Genomic DNA, 15,389 nt, shown 5'->3' on the forward strand with positions numbered 1-15,389 from the left:
ATGCTCTATCAGGTCAAGCTCACCATCGACTACGCCTATGAGGCGCCCTCGGATCACACCCGCAACCTGCTGCGGCTGCTGCCCTGCGACCTGCCGGGCGAACAGCGCGTTCTGGCGCGGCTGCTCACCATCGAGCCGAAGCCCGACGAGCGGCGCGACTGCCTCGATTTCTTCGGCAATGCCGCGACCTCGGTCGCCTGGCACGGGCCGATCGGCGCCGTCGCCTTCCATGTCGACGCGAAGGTCGAGCGCTTTGCCCCGCCCGCGCCGCTCGATTTCTCGCCGCGGCTGAGCGCGCTCGCCGCCGAGATCGCGGCGGCGCAATCGCTCGCCCCCAGTGCGCCGCATCATTACCTCGGCGCCTCGCCGCGGGTCGCGCCGATGCCGGAAACCACCGCCTTCGCGCGCGATCTGCTCACCCCCGGGATGACCGCGCTCGAGGCGGTGCTGGCGATCGGGCGCGCGCTCAATGCCGAGATGGCCTTCGACGCCGAGGCGACCGATGTCGACACCTCCCCGCGCGAGGCCTTCGCGCAGCGCCGCGGCGTGTGTCAGGATTTCACCCATGTGATGATCGCCGCGCTGCGCGGGATCGGCATTCCGGCGGGCTATGTCTCGGGCTTTCTGCGCACCTTCGCGCCGCCCGGAAAGCCCAAGCTCGAGGGCGCCGATGCGATGCACGCCTGGGTGCAGGCCTGGGTCGGGCAGGACATGGGCTGGGTCGAATTCGACCCGACCAACAATCAGCCCGCCGGCGTCGATTACATCACCATCGGCTCTGGCCGCGACTATTCCGACGTGGCGCCGGTGCGCGGCGCGCTGCGCTCGGCCGGTGGCCACGAGAGCAAGCAGGCGGTCGACGTGATCCCGCTCGAGGAGGCGTGAGCCCCCCTTGCGGCGATGCGGCTTTGCCGCTCTGATAGGGCCATGACCGCCCTGCCCGATCTGCTGCCCCTCGGCCTCGACGGCCTGCTCGCGCGTTTCGCGACGACCTTCTCGGAGGGCGCGAATGCGCGCGCCCGCGATCTTGCCGCCGGGCTCGAGGCTGCGCCGCTGCCCGGGCAGGTCGAGGTCGCGCCGGCGCTCGCCTCGGTGCTGATCCGCTTCGACCGCGCCGCGGTGACGCGCGCGGCGCTGGCGCAGGCGCTGCGCGCAAGGCTGGCGGAGCCCGCCGCGGCCCCCGCCCCCGCGCGGCACTGGCGGGTTCCGGCCTGTTTCGGCGGCCCCTCCGGCGCACAGCTGACCGAGGCCGCCACCCTCGCCGGGCGCAGCGAAACCGCCCTGATCGCCGAGCTTTGCGCGACCGATCTCACCGTGCTCGCGCTTGGCTTTGCGCCGGGGCAGCCCTATCTCGGCCTCTTGCCAGAGCACTGGCAGATGCCGCGCCTGCCTGCACTCACCCCGCGCGTCGCCCCCGGCACGATCACCACCGCGATCCGCCAGATCGTGCTCTTCGCGCAAGCTTCGCCCACCGGCTGGCGCGCGCTTGGCCGCTGCGCCTTCCGCCCGTTCAGCGCCCATGCCGCCGCCCCCTTCCTGCTGCGCCCGGGCGACCGGCTGCGCTTCGCCCCGGCTACGGAGGCGGAAATCGCCGCGCTCGAAGCCAGCGGCGATCCGCGCGGCGGCGCGAAGGTCTCCGCGCCATGAGCCCGACGCTTGAAATCCTCGCCCTCTCCCCCGGCGCCTCGGTGCAGGATCTGGGCCGCCCCGGCTTCCTCGCCCTCGGCCTCGCCCAGGGCGGCGCCGCCGATCGCCGCGCGCTTTGGGAAGCCGCGGCGCTGCTCTGCCAGGCCATGCCCGGCGCCTGCCTCGAGCTGCCCCATTCCGGCGGGCGCTTCCGCGTCACCGCGCCCATGCGCATCGCGCTCACCGGTGCGCCGATGCGCGCCGCGCGCGACGGCCAGCCGCTTTTGTGGAACGCCGCGCATCGGCTGCACCCCGGCGAAGAGCTCACGATCGGCCCGGCCGAAGCGGGGATCTATGGCTACCTCAGCTTCGCCGGCGGCATCACGACCGAGCCGGTGCTCGGCGCGCGCGCGGCCCATGCGCCGGCGGGCATCGGCACGCCGCTTGCCCCCGGCACGCGGCTGCTGCTCGGCCCCGATCCGGCGCCCGAGACACCACCCTGCGCGCTGCCGCCCGACGACCGCTTCACGGGCGGGGTGCTGCGGGTGATGCCCGGGCCGCAGACCGATCTTTTCGAGGCCGAAACGCGGGCGCGTGCCTTCGCCACCGCCTTCACCGCCGGCCCCGGCAACCGCCAGGGGTTGGCGCTGCACCACGCGGGCGCGCCCTTCACCGCCCCTGCCGCGGCGGGGCTCGTCTCCGATCTCATCACGCCCGGCGACGTGCAGATGACCGGCGCCGGCCTGCCCGTCGTGCTGCTCTCCGAATGCCAGACGGTTGGCGGCTATCCCCGCCTTGGCACGGTGATCCCCGCCGATCTGCCGCGCGCCGCGCAGGCCGCGCCGGGCGTCACGCTGCGCCTGCGCGCCATCACGCTCTCCGAGGCCGAGGCCGCCTCGCCCCCCGAAACCGACTGGCTTGCCCCCCTTGCCCGCGCCTGCCGCCCGCTCATTCGCGACCCGCATGACATCGCCGATCTGCTCGGCTACCAGTTGATCTCGGGCGCGGTGCGCGGCGATGAGGAGACCCGATGAAACTCGATCTCAATGCGGATATGGGCGAGGGCTGCGGCGATGACGCGGCGCTTTTGCGCATCGTCACCTCGGCCAATATCTGCTGCGGGCTGCATGCCGGTTCGGTGGCGGAGACGGCGCGGGTGATGCGCCTTGCCGCTGCGGCGGGCGTCGGCATCGGCGCGCATCCGGGCTTTGACGATCGCGCCAATTTCGGCCGCACGCGGCAAGGCCTGAGCACGCAGGAGATCACCGATCTGATCGCCTGGCAGACCGGCGCGGCGCAGGCCGTCGCGCAGGCTTCGGGGCTGAAACTGCGGCATTTCAAGCTGCATGGCGCGCTTTCCAACATGGCCTCGGAGGATGCGGCGCTGGCGCGGACCTGCTACGCCGCGGCGCTCGCCGTCGCGCCCGATCTGCGGATCATGGTGCTTGCCGCCACTGCGCAACAGACCGCGGCCGAGGCGCTTGGCGCGGCCTGGGCGGGCGAGATCTTCGCCGATCGCGCCTATGAGGATGACGCGACGCTCGTCGACCGGCGCAAGCCCGGCGCGGTGCTGCACGATGCCGAGGCGGCGGCGGCGCGGATCCTCGCCATGCTGCAGGCCGGCGCGATCATCGCGGAAAGCGGCCGCCGGATCCCGGCGCGGATCGACACCGTCTGCCTGCATGGCGACACGCCCGAGGCGGTCACGATGGCGCAGGCGCTGCGCACGCGGCTCACCGCCGCCGGGGTCGCGATCGCCCCGCTCTAAAGGAGCCCGGCGAGATAGGCGGCCAGCGCCTCCGCCCCCTCCTCGCCCGGGGAATGGTGGTTGAGCACGAAATCCTTGAGCCAGATCGCACGCTCCTCCGGCGCGCGGCCCGAAAGCTCCCAGGTCAGCGGTTCGAGCACCTTCGCCGGGTCGCGGTGACAGCGCGCGCAGCTCCGCGCATAGCCCGCCGCGCCGCGCGCCGCCAGAACGGCCTGCGTCGCCGGCGTTTCCGCCGCGCCCGCCCCGGCGCAGAGCAGCGCGCCCATCAGTGCCAGCCCCCGCCTCATCGCCCCGTCCCCCCGATCGCGGCGAGCACCGAATGCGCCGCGCGCAGCCCGGGCGGCTCGCCGCCCTCGCCGAGGCGGCGCATGGTCTCCTCCATCGCGGCGAGCTGCACGGCGCGCGCGCCCGGCTCCTCGATCAGCTTCAGCATCGCCTGCGCCATCGGGCCGGGGCGGCAGGCCGGACCGAGGAATTCCGGCACCGCGCGGGTCTCCGACACCAGATTGACGAGGGTCACGGTATCGACCTTCAGCAGGCGCCAGATGATGTGCCAGGTCAGGAAATTCGCGTCATAGCCGATCACCATCGGGGTGCGGCTCGCGGCAAGTTCGAGGCTCACCGTGCCGCTCGCGGCCAGTGCCAGATCGGCGGCGGCAAAGGCCGCGCGCTTGTCGGCGGGCTCCTCGACCACGATCGGCGCGACCGGCCAGCGCGCCGTCATCTCGCGCACCATCGGCGCGACGCCGCGCACCGTCGGCAGCACCACGCGCAGCCCCGGCTCGCGGTCGCGCAGCCGCATCAGCGCCTCGTCGAAGCGCGGCCCGAGCCGCTTCACCTCGCCGCGCCGTGAGCCGGGCAGGCAGAGCGCGAGCGGCTGATCCTCGCCGATCATATAGGTCTCGCGGAAGGCGGCGGCCTCCTCGGGCGTGGCGCGCGGCTCGGCCACGACCGGATGACCGACGAAATCGCAGCTCATCCCGGCCGCTTCCATATAGGGCGGCTCGAAGGGCAGGAGCGCGAGGACATGGTCGATCACCTCGGCCATCTTTCGCGCGCGCCCCGCCCGCCAGGCCCAGACCGAGGGCGCGACGTAATGGATCGTGCGCAGATCGGGGCGCGCGGATTTCACGATGCGCGCGACGCGCAGGCAGAAATCGGGGCTGTCGATGGTGATCAGCGCCGCGACGCCCGCGTCGAGCACGGCCTGCGCGGTCTCGGCGATGCGGCGCTTGAGGTGACGGTATTTCGGCAGCACCTCGGCGAGGCCCATCACCGAAAGCTCTTCCATCGGAAAGAGGCTTTCGAGCCCCTCGGCCTCCATCAGCGGCCCGCCGACGCCGACGAAACTGACGCCCGGCGCGAGGGTCTTCAACCCGGCCATCAGGGCCGCGCCGAGCTTGTCGCCCGAGGCCTCGCCTGCGACCAGGAAGAGCTTCATGGCGCCCGCCCCCAAAGGAAAAGCCCGGCGTCTTCCGCCGCGGCGATCGTCGCCGCGCGGTCGAGGAGCAGCACGCCGCCCGCCTCGAAGACGATGCCGGCAAGCCCCGCCGCGGCGGCCTTCGCCACCGTCTGCGGCCCGATCGCGGGCAGGTCGATACGGCGGTCCTGCCCGGGCTTCGGCGCCTTGAAGAACACGCCCGATTTCGGCGTGCGGATCAGCCGCGCGCGATGGGCGGCGGCGAAATCGAGCATCGCATCGGTGCCGGGCAGCGCCTCGGTCGCAAGGCAAAGCCCCTCGGCCACCACCGCGCCCTGCCCGACGTCGACTGCACCAAGCGCCGCGACGATCGCGGCGGCGCGGGTCGCGTCGGCCTCGTCGCCTTTGGTCAGCGCGCCGCAAAGCAGCCCCTCGCCCGGGACGAGATCGGGGGCGAGCGTATCGGCGCCAACCACCTCGAAACCCCATTCCTCGAAAAGCTCGATCACCGCGCGCAGCGTCGCGTCATCGCCCGCCTGCAGCGCGCCGATCAGCCGCGGCACGAGCGCGGCGGTGCGCGCGTCGAAAAATTCGGGTTCAAGCCGCGGGCGCTGCATCGCGCCGGCGAAACAGACCTGTTTCACGCCACCGTCGAGCAGCGCATCGAGGAAAGGCACCAGCCGTTCGACGCGAAAACGCAGCGGCTCCGCCCCCGGCACGGTCGAGGGAAATCCCTCCATCTCGCAGATCCGCCAGCCAGGCGCCGCCGCAGCCAGAAGCGCCGGCAGGGCGCCGGTGCCGGCGATCAGCGCCCCGGTCGCGGCCAGGGACTCGCCCCTCATCGCGGCGTCAGGAAGCTGCGGTCCGAGGGACCGAGGATGAAATCGAGCACCTCGTTCACGAGGCTGCTTTCGGGCTTCTCGTCGTGCAGCTTGCGCGCCTGCTCGCGGAAATTGCCCTCCGAAAGCGCCATGAACATCTCGCGCAGCGCGCCGATCTCGGCCCGGGCGACGCCGTGGCGCTTGAGCCCGACAAGGTTCAGCCCCTCGAGCCCGGCGCGCGGCCCGGCCACGAGCGCATATGGGATCACGTCCGCCGCCACCATCGAGAGCGCGCCGACGATCGCGCCGCGCCCGATCCGCACCCATTGGTGCACGCCCGAGAGCCCGCCGACGATCACGTCGTCCTCGAGATGGCAATGGCCGGCGATCGCGACCGAGTTCACCAGGATCACCCGGCTGCCGATCGTTACGTCATGGGCGACATGGCTCGACGACATGAAGAGGTTGTCGTCGCCGACCCGCGTGACGCCGCCACCGCCCTCGGTGCCGGTGTTCATCGTGACATATTCGCGGATCCGGTTGCGCGCGCCGATGATGAGCTTCGTGTGCTCGCCCTTGAACTTCAGATCCTGCGGGATCTGGCCGAGCGAGGCGAAGGGGAAGACCACCGTGCCCTCGCCGATCTCGGTGTCGCCGGCGATCGCGACATGCGATTTCAGCTCGACGCCCGCCGCGAGGCGCACCTCGGGGCCGATGTGGCAAAACGGGCCGATGCGGCACCCGGCGCCGATCACGGCCCCCGCCTCGATCACGCTCGAGGGGTGGATCACTGCGCCCGGATCAATGCTCATCGCTCAGCCCTTCAGGTCCATCATCGCGGTGAATTCCGCCTGCGCGGCAAGCTGGCCCTCGACGAAGGCCTGGCCCTCGAATTTCCAGATCTTGCCGCCGCCGCGCTTCACCACGACCTTCATCTCGAGCACGTCGCCCGGCACCACCTTGCGGCGGAACTTGCAGGCGTCGATCCCCATGAAATAGGTGCCGAGCGGCTTGTCGATCACGTTGAGCGAGATGCCCACGACGACGGCGGAGGTCTGCGCCATCGCCTCGACGATCATCACGCCGGGCATGATCGGTTCGTCCGGGAAATGGCCGGTGAATTGCGGCTCGTTGTTGGTGACGCATTTGATCCCGGTCGCGGATTCGAAGGGGACGATGTCGCGCACCTTGTCGATCAGCAGGAAGGGATAGCGGTGCGGGATGATCCGCTTGATGAGGCTCAGATCGGCTTCGGTATAGGGGGCGGGCTCGGTCATCCTCGGTCCTCGTGTCGGTGGCGCAGTCGTTGACTAGCTAGCAATCGGGGGGCGGCTTGGCAAGGCGGCGCCCCGGGGGCGGGCCTTTTGGCCGCGCTACTCGGCGCCCGGCGCGGCACTCGCGGGCGCCCCCCCGGCGGTGGCGTCCGGCGTCGTTTTGGGCAGGTCATTGCCGGTCTCGGGCGCGGGAACCGGCACCGAGGGCGGCCCCTCGCCCAGCCGCGCATCCATCAGCGCGACGAGATCGTCGGTGATGTCGGCCTGGTTCAGCCCGCGGATGATCGCGCGCCGGTCGAGCACGACAACCGCGCCGCGCGCCGCCAGAACCTCGTCGAGGAGCGGCGCCACCGCGTTGAAAAAGGCCTGCCGGTCGGCGTCGAACTGGGTGCTGAGCGCCTGCGCCTTCGCCTTCTGCGCGTTGCGGATCCCGGTCGCGCGCTGGTCGAAGGCATCGGCCTCCTTGCGGAAGACATCGGGCGCCAGCGTCGCGCGGCGCGTGGTCAGATCCTTCTCCTCGGCGACGAGATCGTCGGCGATGCGGTTGTTTTCGGTGTTGAGCGCCTGCGAGGCGGCGGCGAGATCGGTGCGGATCCGCTTGCCCCAGCGGGTGTTCTCGAAGAGCTTCTCGAAGTCGAGGGTGAGCACCGGCAGCGGCGCCTGCGCCTGCGTGCCGGCCGCAGCGGGCGCCTGCTGCGCCTGCACCGGAGCCAGCGCGCCAAAGGCCAGCGCCGCGCAAAGCGCAAGGCCGGGCAGTGCGCCCGGCCTCCTGAGAACTGTCACGACAGGGCCACGCATCGCCGGGCTCAGAACTTCGTCGAGATCGTCAGATCGAAGTTCTGCTCCTTGTCGTAATCCTCTTTCTTGATCGCCTTCGAGAAGTTCAGCCGCAAGGGGCCGATCGCCGAGGTCCAGAAGATCGAGAAACCGACCGCGGAGCGGATATGCGACCCGTCGTCGACCGTCGTGACACCCGCGGTGTCGTCGAGACCGAAGAGCGTGCCGGTATCCCAGAACAGACCGCCGGTGATGCCGTATTCTTCCGGGAAGCCGATCGGGAACTGCGATTCGAGGCGCAATGCCGCGTAATATTTGCCGCCGAGCGCATCCTTGTTCGGCGCGCCGGTATCGCGCGGGCCCCAGCCGTTCGGCTCGAAGCCGCGCACGACATTGTAGCCGGTGAACCGGTCGAGCACGGTCAGATCGGTGCCGCCCCGGGCCACGACCGCGCCACCCTCGAGTTCGGCACGCAGGGTGACTTCCTCGTTCCAGATCTTGCGCTCGGCGCGCAGCAGCGCCGTGGTCTTCAGGCTTTCGACATCGCCGCCGAAGCCCGCGAGATCCTGCGAGAACCGGAAAGTATAGCCATAGCGCGGGTCGATCCCGGTCCGGCGGGTATCCCAGGTATAGGTGTAGCCAAAGGCGGAGGTGTCACGCTCCCCCTCTTCGCGGCTCAGGATCGGCGAGGAGCCCTCGAGATAGTCGTCGGAGGTGTCCGAGGGCGTATCGTTGTCGTTGGTGCCGTAGGCCGTCACGCCGTAAAGCTTGTTGCGCGCATAGGTATAGCGCAGCTCGAAACGCGAATTCTCGCCCAGCGGGAACTCGATCGAGGGCGAAAGCCCCTGCATCCGCGTGGAATAATCCGCATTGTCGTCTTCGGAGGTATTATACCACATGTGGTAGCGGAACTTCAGATCGCGCCCGAGCAGATAGGGCTCGATGAAGTCGATCGAGCTGTCCTGGTTGCTCGAGGTGGTGCCGATCGACACCCCCAGATACTGGCCGCGGCCAAGGAAGTTCTGCTCGTCGAAGGACACGTTGATGCCGAAGCCCGAAGCGGCGCCGTAGCTCGCGCCGAAGCTGAGCGAGCCGGTGGGCTGTTCCTCGACGTTCACGTCGACGATCATCTGGTCGGCCGCGGTGCCCGGGCGCGCGTTCACGTCCGCCTTCGAGAAGAAGCCGAGCGCGCGGATGCGTTCGGCCGAGTTCTTGATCTCGCGCGCGTTGAAGGGGTCGCCTTCGACGGTGCGGAACTCGCGCCGGATCACAGAGTCGAGCGTGGTGGTGTTGCCCTCGATGTCGATCCGCTCGACGAAGATCCGCGGCCCTTTCACGAGGGCGAATTCGACGTTCAGCGTCTGGGTCCGCTCGTCGCGGGTGACGCGCGGATCGACGCGCACGAAGTTCACGCCCTTGCGCAGCGCGACCTCTTCCATCCGCGTCACCGCGAGGTCGATCGCATTGGGCGAATAGATCACGCCGGGGCGGATCTTGGCGAGCTTCTCGAATTCGGCGGCGTCGAGGCCGGGCACTTCGGAAACCGTGGTGATCTTGCCGAACTTGTATTGCTGACCTTCGTGGATGTTGAAGGTCATGAAGAAGCCCTGGCGGTCGCGCGTCATCTCGGAGGAGACGCCGGTGACCTGCACGTCGGGGTAACCGCGCGAGCGGTAGAAATCGGTGAGCAGCTGGCGGTCCATCGCGATCCGGTCGGGCACGAAAGTGTCGCGCTGGATCAGCCGGTGCAGGATGCCGGCCTGCTTCGTCTGCAGCACGTCGCGCAGACGGCGGTCGGAATAGGCGCGGTTGCCGGTGAAGGTGAGGCGCTCGACCTCGGAATTCTTGCCTTCCTGGATCTCGAAGACGACGTCGACACGGTTGCCGTCGCGCTTGATCACCTTCGGATCGACGCGCACCGCGAGGCGGCCGGCCTGGGCATAGCCCGTGGCGATCGAGCGGGCGTCGGCCTCGACCATCGCCGGCGAATAGACCTTGCGCGGCTGGGTCTTCACCAGCGGGGCGAGCTTGGCGTCCTTGAGCATCTTGTTGCCCTCGAAATCCACCACGTTGACGGTGGGGAATTCGACGACCTTGATCACCAGGGTCGAGCCCTGCGGCACGATGTCGACGCTTTCGAACAGGCCCGAGCCCTGCAGCCGCTGATAGGCGTCGTTCAGCGCCCCGGCCGAAACCTCCTGCCCCTTGCCGATTCCGGCATAGGTGAGGATCGTCTGCGGTTCGATCCGGTCGTTGCCCTCGATCTTCACCTGGGTGAAGCGATAGCTCTGCGCATAGGCCTGCGCCGGCAGCATCACGCTGGGCACCGCGAATGCAAGGAAAGTCGTCGCAAGCAGCGCCGTGGCGCGGGTTTTCGCCCGCTTGTGAGCGTCGTGCAGCCGGATCGTCATCGCCCTCTCCCTGCCGGATGGCATTCTGGTCTTTCCAGACGTGACTAGCGAGAAAGGCGGGGCTTGTCAAAACCGCAGGCGGGGTTTTTCGAGCGCCGGGCGCCGTTGTTGCGAAACCGCCCGGCGCAGGGCGCGCGGGGCGGCTTTGCGGCGCGTTTCGCGCCCGTTTTCAGCGCGGCACAGGCGCCGGATCGGCGCCTTTCCGCTCAGAGCTGATAGGGCAGCGAGGTGGCGGGGGAGAGCATGTCGCTCAGCTGCACCCCGATCAGCGCGGCCCCGACCAGCGCGACGACGATCGCCGCCGGCACGAGAACGCGGTCGAGGGTGAGATCGAGCACCAGACCAAGCCCGCGGTAGCCTTCCGTGAGAACCATCTGCATTTCACCCTCCTGCACTCTGCGCGGGAAAGACTCCCTCCGCGCAGAGCAGGGTGTATCCGGCTTTTGTGGCCGAATTAGGATGAAATAAGGCGCAATTTAGGCAAATGCCGCAAAGCGCCCTGCCCCGCGGCCCCTTCCCGGGCTGCGCTCAGCAGGTCAGATCGTTCCAGAGCCCGAAGATCATCATCGAGAGCACCAGCGTCAGCCCGATCGCCATCAGGAAATTCATCACCGCATCCGACGGCGGCTTGCCGGTGATCCCCTCGTAGAGGTGGAACATCAGATGCCCGCCGTCGAGCACCGGGATCGGGAACAGGTTGAGGAAGCCGACCGCGGTCGAGAGTACGGCGATGAACCAGATGAAATCGTCGATGCCGCCCTTCGCCGCCGCCGCCGAGCCCTCGGCGATGCCGATCGCGCCGCGCAGGTTGCACGAGGAGATCTTGCCCGAGATCATGTGCGTCAGCGCCGAGACCGAGGAGCTGACGATCGCCCAGGTCTGGCGCGCGCCGCCGGTGACCGCCTCGAGCGGCGTGGTCATCCGGGTCTCGGGTTCGAAGACGAAGGAGCCGGTGGCGCCGATCAGCCAGCGCGTCTCAAAGCCGCCGGTGGCGGTCGGGATGTCGGTGCGCCGCGGCGTCAGCGTGACGTCGAGCGTTTCCGCGCCCGTCTTGGCCGGGCGCCAGATGCTCAGATCGAGCGGCTTGCCATCGGCGGCCTTCACCCGGTCCTGCAGATCGGCGAAGGTCCAGATCGGCGCGCCGTCGATCGCGGTCACCACGTCGCCCGCGCCGAGCCCGGCGTCATAGGCGGCCGATTGCGGCGCGACGCCGGCGAGCCGCGGCGGGAAAAGCTGCGGGCCGGTGACGTCGATCTCCTGCCCGTCGCGCGCGACGCGCCAGTCGAGCGTCGGCTGCGAGGGCAGCTTTGCCACCGCGTCCTCGATCTCGGGATAGGTCGCGGCGGGACGGCCCGCGACGGCGATCAGCCGGTCGCCCGGGCGCAGATCGCCTGCGCCGCCGGGAAGCTCGACGACGGTGCCCACGGTGGGTTCGTCGATCGCCGTGCCCGACCACATCATCACACCGGCGAAGATCGCGATCGAGAGGATGAAGTTGAAGATCGGCCCGGCCGCCACCGTCGCCGCGCGCGCCCAGAGCGGCGCGCCGTGCATCGTGTGGCGCCGCTCCTCGGCGCTGAGCCCCGACATCGCCGCCTCGTCCACCCCCGCCGAGGCGGCATTGGCATCGCCGAGGAACTTGACGTAACCGCCGAGCGGGATCGCCGAGATCTTCCAGACCGTGCCGCGCCTGTCGGTATGCGAGATCAGCTTCGGCCCGAAGCCGATCGAGAAGGCCTCGGCCTTGATGCCCGAAAGCCGGCCGATGATGTAATGGCCGTATTCATGCACGGTCACGATGATCGAAAGCGCGACGACGAAGGCCACGATCGTATAAAGCGCATTGCCGAAGTCGGGCATGAAATCCAAGGGTCAGATCCTTCCGGTCGCAATCATCTCACGCGCGAGGGCACGCGCCTCGGCATCGGTGCCCATGACGTTATCGAGGCTGCGCGCGTCATTTCCAAGGCCCTGCCGCGCTGACATCTGCGCGAGCACCGCCTCGACCAGCTCCGCCATCGCCAGAAATCCGATCTGGCCGCCGATGAACCCGTCGAGCGCGATCTCCTTGGCGGCGTTGAAGGCGGCGCCGGCGGTGCCGCCCGTCGCCATCACCTCGCGCGCAAGGCGCAGCGCGGGAAAGCGCGTCTCGTCGGGGGCGCGGAAGCTGAGCTGGCCGATCTTCGCCAGATCGAGCCGCTCGACCGGCAGATCGCGCCGCGCGGGCCAGTTCAGCGCATAGCCGATCGCATGGCGCATGTCGGGCGCGCCCAGATGCGCCATCAGCGCCCCGTCGCGGAACCCGACCAGCGCATGCACGAGGCTTTCGGGGTGGACCAGAACCTCGATCTGCTCCGGTGCGAAACCGAAGAATTCCTTCGTTTCAATGAGTTCGAGCGCCTTGTTGAACATCGAGGCCGAATCGATCGTGATCCGCTGCCCCATCGCCCAGTTCGGATGGCAGGAGGCCTCGGCCACCGTCGCCCCCTTCAGCCGCTCATAGGGCCAGTCGCGGAAGGCGCCGCCCGAGGCGGTGATGATGACGCGCTCGACCTCTTCCATCCGCTCGCCGGTGAGCGCCTGGAAGACCGCGGAATGCTCGCTGTCGACGGGCAGGATGCGTGCGCCGTGACGCGCCGCCTCGGCCAGCAGAAGCGGCCCCGCGGCGACGAGGCTTTCCTTGTTCGCGAGCGCCAGCGTCGTGCCCTGTTTCAGCGCGGCAAAGCCCGGCGCGAGCCCTGCGACGCCGACGATCGCCGACATGATCCAGTCGGCCGGGCGCCCGGCGGCCTCGATCAGCGCCGCCTTGCCCGCCGCCGCCTCGATCTCCGATCCGTGCAGCGCGGCGCGCAGCGCGGGCAGGCACTCTTCATGGGCGGTCACCGCCACCTCGGCGCGCAACGCCCGGGCCTGGGAGGCCAGCAAATCGACATTGCGCCCGCCCGAAAGCGCCACCACCTGGAATTCACCCGGGCGCCGCGCGATCAGGTCGAGCGTGTTCACCCCGATCGACCCCGTCGATCCGAAAACAGAAATCCGTCGCATCATCCTATCCCTCGGTCACATCCCGCCGAAGGGCAGCCGCATGAATTGCATCACCACGAGCAGGAAGAGCACGCCGCCGATCAGCGCATCGAACCGGTCGAGCACCCCGCCATGGCCCGGGATCAGGTTGGAGCTGTCCTTCACCCCCGTCCGCCGCTTGATCGCGCTTTCGGCGATGTCTCCCATCTGCCCGGCGAAGGCCAGCAGCGGCGACAGCCAGACAAGCGCCCAGCCGCCCCAGCCGAGCGACGCGAAAAGCGCGCCGACCAGCACCGCGCCGATCCAGCCCGCGACGGTGCCCGACCAGGTCTTCTTCGGCGAGACCTTCGGCCAGAACTTCGGCCCGCCGATCATCCGCCCCGCGAAATAGCCCGCGACGTCGGAGATCACCACGATCGTCACGATCCAGAGGATCACCATCGCCCCGGAGGTGTTGCGCAGCTGGATCAGCCCGTAGCTCGCCGCCATCACCGCGAAGGCATAGGCGGCGAAAACCCAGCGGTCGCGCCGCGGCATCAGGGTACCGACCACGACCGGAATGAGCAGCATCCAGCGCGTCATCGCGCCCGGCTGGAACAGCACGAAGACGATCAGCGCCGCGGCCAGCGCGGCGAGCCCGCCGGCCTGCCCCCGCGGCGTGCCCTCGGGCTCGGTCATCGTCGCGAGTTCCCAGATCATCAGCGCGCAGACGAGCACCGCAAGCGCGCCGAAGGCCTTGCCGCCAAGCCAGATCGTCAGCGCGCCGACCGCCACCATCGCGAGGCCCGAGAGCACCCGCGCCTTCAGATCGCCCCAGCGCGCGCCGGCGGAAACGGGCTTCGGATCGCTCATCCCTTCACCCCGCCGAAGCGGCGTTCGCGCGCGCCGAAGCGCTCGAGAATGCCGGCCAGAACCTGGGGCGTGAAATCGGGCCAGAGCGTGGGGGTGAATTCGTATTCGGCATAGGCCGCCTGCCAGGGCAGGAAGTTCGAGGTCCGCGTCTCGCCCGAGGTGCGGATCACCAGATCCGGGTCGGGCAGATCGGCGGTGTCGAGCCGCGCCGAAAGCGCCGCCTCGTCGATCGCCTCGAGCGCAAGCCGCCCCTCGGCCACCTCGCGCGCGATCTGCGCGGCAGCGCGGGTGATCTCGTCGCGCCCGCCGTAATTGATCGCGACCGTCAGATTGAGCCGGGTGTTGCCCGCGGTGCGCGCCTCGATCCCCGCCATCAGGTTCTGCAGCTTGGGGTCAAGCCGCGAGCGCTCGCCGATGAAGCGCATCCGCACCCCCTCGGCCGAGAGCCCGTCGGCCTCGCGCTGGATGTAGCGCGCAAAAATCCCCATGAGACCAAGGACTTCTTCGGTCGAGCGCTTCCAGTTCTCGGTCGAGAAAGCATAGACGGTAAGCCAGCGCACGCCGAGATCGGGGCAGGCGCGCACGATCTCCTTGACGCGCTCGGCGCCCTTGCGATGGCCGACGAGCCGCGGCCAGCCGCGGTTCTTCGCCCAACGGCCGTTGCCATCCATGATGATCGCGACATGGCCCACCCCGTAATCGGTGGTATCCGTCGCGGGCTTCGGCTCGGTCGCGGCCATCGGGGCCCCCTTCGCAGGTTGGCGCAGGTCAGACCTGCATGATCTCCGCCTGCTTGGCTTCGAGCGCCTTGTCGACGAGGGCGATATGCTTCTTCGTCAGCTCCTCGACCTCGGCCTCCCAGAACTTCACGTCGTCTTCCGACATGCCGGCGCCCTTGGCCTTCTTGATCTGGTCCATGCCGTCGCGGCGCACGTTGCGCACGGCGACGCGGGCGTGTTCGGCATATTGCGCGGCGACCTTGGTGAGCTCCTTGCGGCGCTCCTCGTTCAGCTCCGGGATCGGCAGCATGATGATCGGCCCGTTGGTCTGCGGGTTGATGCCGAGGCCCGACTCGCGGATCGCCTTTTCGACCTTGTTGATCATGCCCTTGTCCCAGACGTTCACGGTGACCATCCGCGGTTCGGGCACGTTGATCGTGCCGACCTGGTTGATCGGCACCAGCGAGCCATAGGAGTCGACCATGATCGGCTCGACCATGCTGGCCGAGGCGCGCCCGGTGCGCAGCGTGCCGAATTCATGCTTGAGCGAGGCCATCGCCCCCTCCATGCGGCGTTCGAGGTCGTCGGTGTCGATTTCGATGTCGTCGGACATGGGTTATCCCCCGGATCTTGAAGTCTGTCTCTCTTTAGCCGCCCCGGGCGGCCTTGGGTAGGGCTTTCGGGATCACCCCCCGAG

At 69.4% G+C, this 15,389-nt stretch carries 17 protein-coding genes; 4 read left to right on the forward strand and 13 right to left on the reverse strand.

The window, feature by feature from the left end:
• Genes AB7U46_RS06760 through pxpA form a run of 4 tightly spaced genes read left to right on the forward strand, consistent with a single transcriptional unit; the run spans position 1 to position 3,394 of the window.
• On the forward strand, positions 1-885 hold the full coding sequence (locus tag AB7U46_RS06760; protein ID WP_428336187.1) for a transglutaminase family protein: 885 nt from the start codon (positions 1-3) through the stop codon (positions 883-885).
• Positions 886-927: 42 nt separating this feature from the next.
• Entirely contained in the window at positions 928-1,647 is a 720-nt protein-coding gene (locus tag AB7U46_RS06765; protein WP_428336188.1) for a 5-oxoprolinase subunit B family protein, read from the forward strand.
• A complete protein-coding gene (locus AB7U46_RS06770) occupies positions 1,644-2,660 on the forward strand; it encodes a biotin-dependent carboxyltransferase family protein (RefSeq protein WP_428336189.1) in 1,017 nt (338 codons plus the stop codon). Before AB7U46_RS06765 ends, AB7U46_RS06770 begins: the two co-directional genes overlap by 4 nt.
• Positions 2,657-3,394 (forward strand): 5-oxoprolinase subunit PxpA, encoded by a 738-nt coding sequence (pxpA, locus tag AB7U46_RS06775; RefSeq protein ID WP_428336190.1) that lies wholly within the window; start codon positions 2,657-2,659, stop codon positions 3,392-3,394. Before AB7U46_RS06770 ends, pxpA begins: the two co-directional genes overlap by 4 nt.
• On the opposite strand, the gene AB7U46_RS06780 is transcribed toward pxpA, so the two are convergent.
• From AB7U46_RS06780 to frr, 13 genes are all read right to left on the reverse strand, one after another.
• Entirely contained in the window at positions 3,391-3,681 is a 291-nt protein-coding gene (locus AB7U46_RS06780; protein ID WP_428336191.1) for a hypothetical protein, read from the reverse strand. The two genes, pxpA and AB7U46_RS06780, sit on opposite strands and share 4 nt — an antisense overlap.
• The gene (gene lpxB, locus AB7U46_RS06785; protein ID WP_428336192.1) at positions 3,678-4,835 is read right to left on the reverse strand and encodes a lipid-A-disaccharide synthase; all 1,158 of its coding nucleotides are present in this window, start codon (positions 4,833-4,835) and stop codon (positions 3,678-3,680) included. Before lpxB ends, AB7U46_RS06780 begins: the two co-directional genes overlap by 4 nt.
• Entirely contained in the window at positions 4,832-5,656 is an 825-nt protein-coding gene (locus AB7U46_RS06790) for an LpxI family protein (protein WP_428336193.1), read from the reverse strand. The genes lpxB and AB7U46_RS06790 overlap by 4 nt, the downstream gene beginning before the upstream one ends.
• Positions 5,653-6,447 (reverse strand): acyl-ACP--UDP-N-acetylglucosamine O-acyltransferase, encoded by a 795-nt coding sequence (lpxA, locus tag AB7U46_RS06795; protein ID WP_428336194.1) that lies wholly within the window; start codon positions 6,445-6,447, stop codon positions 5,653-5,655. The genes AB7U46_RS06790 and lpxA overlap by 4 nt, the downstream gene beginning before the upstream one ends.
• A gap of 3 nt (positions 6,448-6,450) precedes the next feature.
• Positions 6,451-6,912 carry a 3-hydroxyacyl-ACP dehydratase FabZ gene (fabZ, locus tag AB7U46_RS06800; RefSeq protein ID WP_428336195.1) on the reverse strand — a complete coding sequence of 154 codons (462 nt, stop codon included), beginning with the start codon at positions 6,910-6,912 and terminating at the stop codon, positions 6,451-6,453.
• A gap of 96 nt (positions 6,913-7,008) precedes the next feature.
• Complete coding sequence (locus tag AB7U46_RS06805) at positions 7,009-7,707, reverse strand: OmpH family outer membrane protein (protein ID WP_428336196.1); 699 nt, start codon at positions 7,705-7,707, stop codon at positions 7,009-7,011.
• A gap of 8 nt (positions 7,708-7,715) precedes the next feature.
• Positions 7,716-10,097 (reverse strand): outer membrane protein assembly factor BamA, encoded by a 2,382-nt coding sequence (bamA, locus tag AB7U46_RS06810; RefSeq protein ID WP_428336197.1) that lies wholly within the window; start codon positions 10,095-10,097, stop codon positions 7,716-7,718.
• A 206-nt stretch (positions 10,098-10,303) separates the two neighbouring features.
• On the reverse strand, positions 10,304-10,477 hold the full coding sequence (locus AB7U46_RS06815; RefSeq protein ID WP_428336198.1) for a hypothetical protein: 174 nt from the start codon (positions 10,475-10,477) through the stop codon (positions 10,304-10,306).
• Positions 10,478-10,625: 148 nt separating this feature from the next.
• The gene (gene rseP / locus AB7U46_RS06820) at positions 10,626-11,957 is read right to left on the reverse strand and encodes an RIP metalloprotease RseP (RefSeq protein ID WP_428336241.1); all 1,332 of its coding nucleotides are present in this window, start codon (positions 11,955-11,957) and stop codon (positions 10,626-10,628) included.
• 12 nt (positions 11,958-11,969) lie between these two features.
• Complete coding sequence (dxr, locus tag AB7U46_RS06825) at positions 11,970-13,142, reverse strand: 1-deoxy-D-xylulose-5-phosphate reductoisomerase (protein ID WP_428336199.1); 1,173 nt, start codon at positions 13,140-13,142, stop codon at positions 11,970-11,972.
• 15 nt (positions 13,143-13,157) lie between these two features.
• Positions 13,158-13,973, reverse strand: a complete 816-nt coding sequence (locus AB7U46_RS06830; RefSeq protein ID WP_428336200.1) for a phosphatidate cytidylyltransferase — start codon at positions 13,971-13,973, stop codon at positions 13,158-13,160.
• Complete coding sequence (gene uppS, locus AB7U46_RS06835; protein WP_428336201.1) at positions 13,970-14,713, reverse strand: polyprenyl diphosphate synthase; 744 nt, start codon at positions 14,711-14,713, stop codon at positions 13,970-13,972. Before uppS ends, AB7U46_RS06830 begins: the two co-directional genes overlap by 4 nt.
• Positions 14,714-14,741: 28 nt before the next feature.
• On the reverse strand, positions 14,742-15,305 hold the full coding sequence (gene frr / locus AB7U46_RS06840) for a ribosome recycling factor (protein ID WP_428336202.1): 564 nt from the start codon (positions 15,303-15,305) through the stop codon (positions 14,742-14,744).
• Positions 15,306-15,389 lie beyond the last annotated feature (84 nt).

It is taken from the genome of Paenirhodobacter sp., from assembly GCF_050177655.1.
Lineage (GTDB): Bacteria > Pseudomonadota > Alphaproteobacteria > Rhodobacterales > Rhodobacteraceae > Rhodobacter.

Coding starts and splice junctions, on each gene's coding strand:
- AB7U46_RS06760 (WP_428336187.1), top strand. CDS start 1: ATGCTCTATCAGGTCAAGCTCACCATCGACTACGCCTATGAGGCGCCC.
- AB7U46_RS06765 (WP_428336188.1), top strand. CDS start 928: ATGACCGCCCTGCCCGATCTGCTGCCCCTCGGCCTCGACGGCCTGCTC.
- AB7U46_RS06770 (WP_428336189.1), top strand. CDS start 1,644: ATGAGCCCGACGCTTGAAATCCTCGCCCTCTCCCCCGGCGCCTCGGTG.
- pxpA (WP_428336190.1), top strand. CDS start 2,657: ATGAAACTCGATCTCAATGCGGATATGGGCGAGGGCTGCGGCGATGAC.
- AB7U46_RS06780 (WP_428336191.1), bottom strand. CDS start 3,681: ATGAGGCGGGGGCTGGCACTGATGGGCGCGCTGCTCTGCGCCGGGGCG.
- lpxB (WP_428336192.1), bottom strand. CDS start 4,835: ATGAAGCTCTTCCTGGTCGCAGGCGAGGCCTCGGGCGACAAGCTCGGC.
- AB7U46_RS06790 (WP_428336193.1), bottom strand. CDS start 5,656: ATGAGGGGCGAGTCCCTGGCCGCGACCGGGGCGCTGATCGCCGGCACC.
- lpxA (WP_428336194.1), bottom strand. CDS start 6,447: ATGAGCATTGATCCGGGCGCAGTGATCCACCCCTCGAGCGTGATCGAG.
- fabZ (WP_428336195.1), bottom strand. CDS start 6,912: ATGACCGAGCCCGCCCCCTATACCGAAGCCGATCTGAGCCTCATCAAG.
- AB7U46_RS06805 (WP_428336196.1), bottom strand. CDS start 7,707: ATGCGTGGCCCTGTCGTGACAGTTCTCAGGAGGCCGGGCGCACTGCCC.
- bamA (WP_428336197.1), bottom strand. CDS start 10,097: ATGACGATCCGGCTGCACGACGCTCACAAGCGGGCGAAAACCCGCGCC.
- AB7U46_RS06815 (WP_428336198.1), bottom strand. CDS start 10,477: ATGCAGATGGTTCTCACGGAAGGCTACCGCGGGCTTGGTCTGGTGCTC.
- rseP (WP_428336241.1), bottom strand. CDS start 11,957: ATGCCCGACTTCGGCAATGCGCTTTATACGATCGTGGCCTTCGTCGTC.
- dxr (WP_428336199.1), bottom strand. CDS start 13,142: ATGCGACGGATTTCTGTTTTCGGATCGACGGGGTCGATCGGGGTGAAC.
- AB7U46_RS06830 (WP_428336200.1), bottom strand. CDS start 13,973: ATGAGCGATCCGAAGCCCGTTTCCGCCGGCGCGCGCTGGGGCGATCTG.
- uppS (WP_428336201.1), bottom strand. CDS start 14,713: ATGGCCGCGACCGAGCCGAAGCCCGCGACGGATACCACCGATTACGGG.
- frr (WP_428336202.1), bottom strand. CDS start 15,305: ATGTCCGACGACATCGAAATCGACACCGACGACCTCGAACGCCGCATG.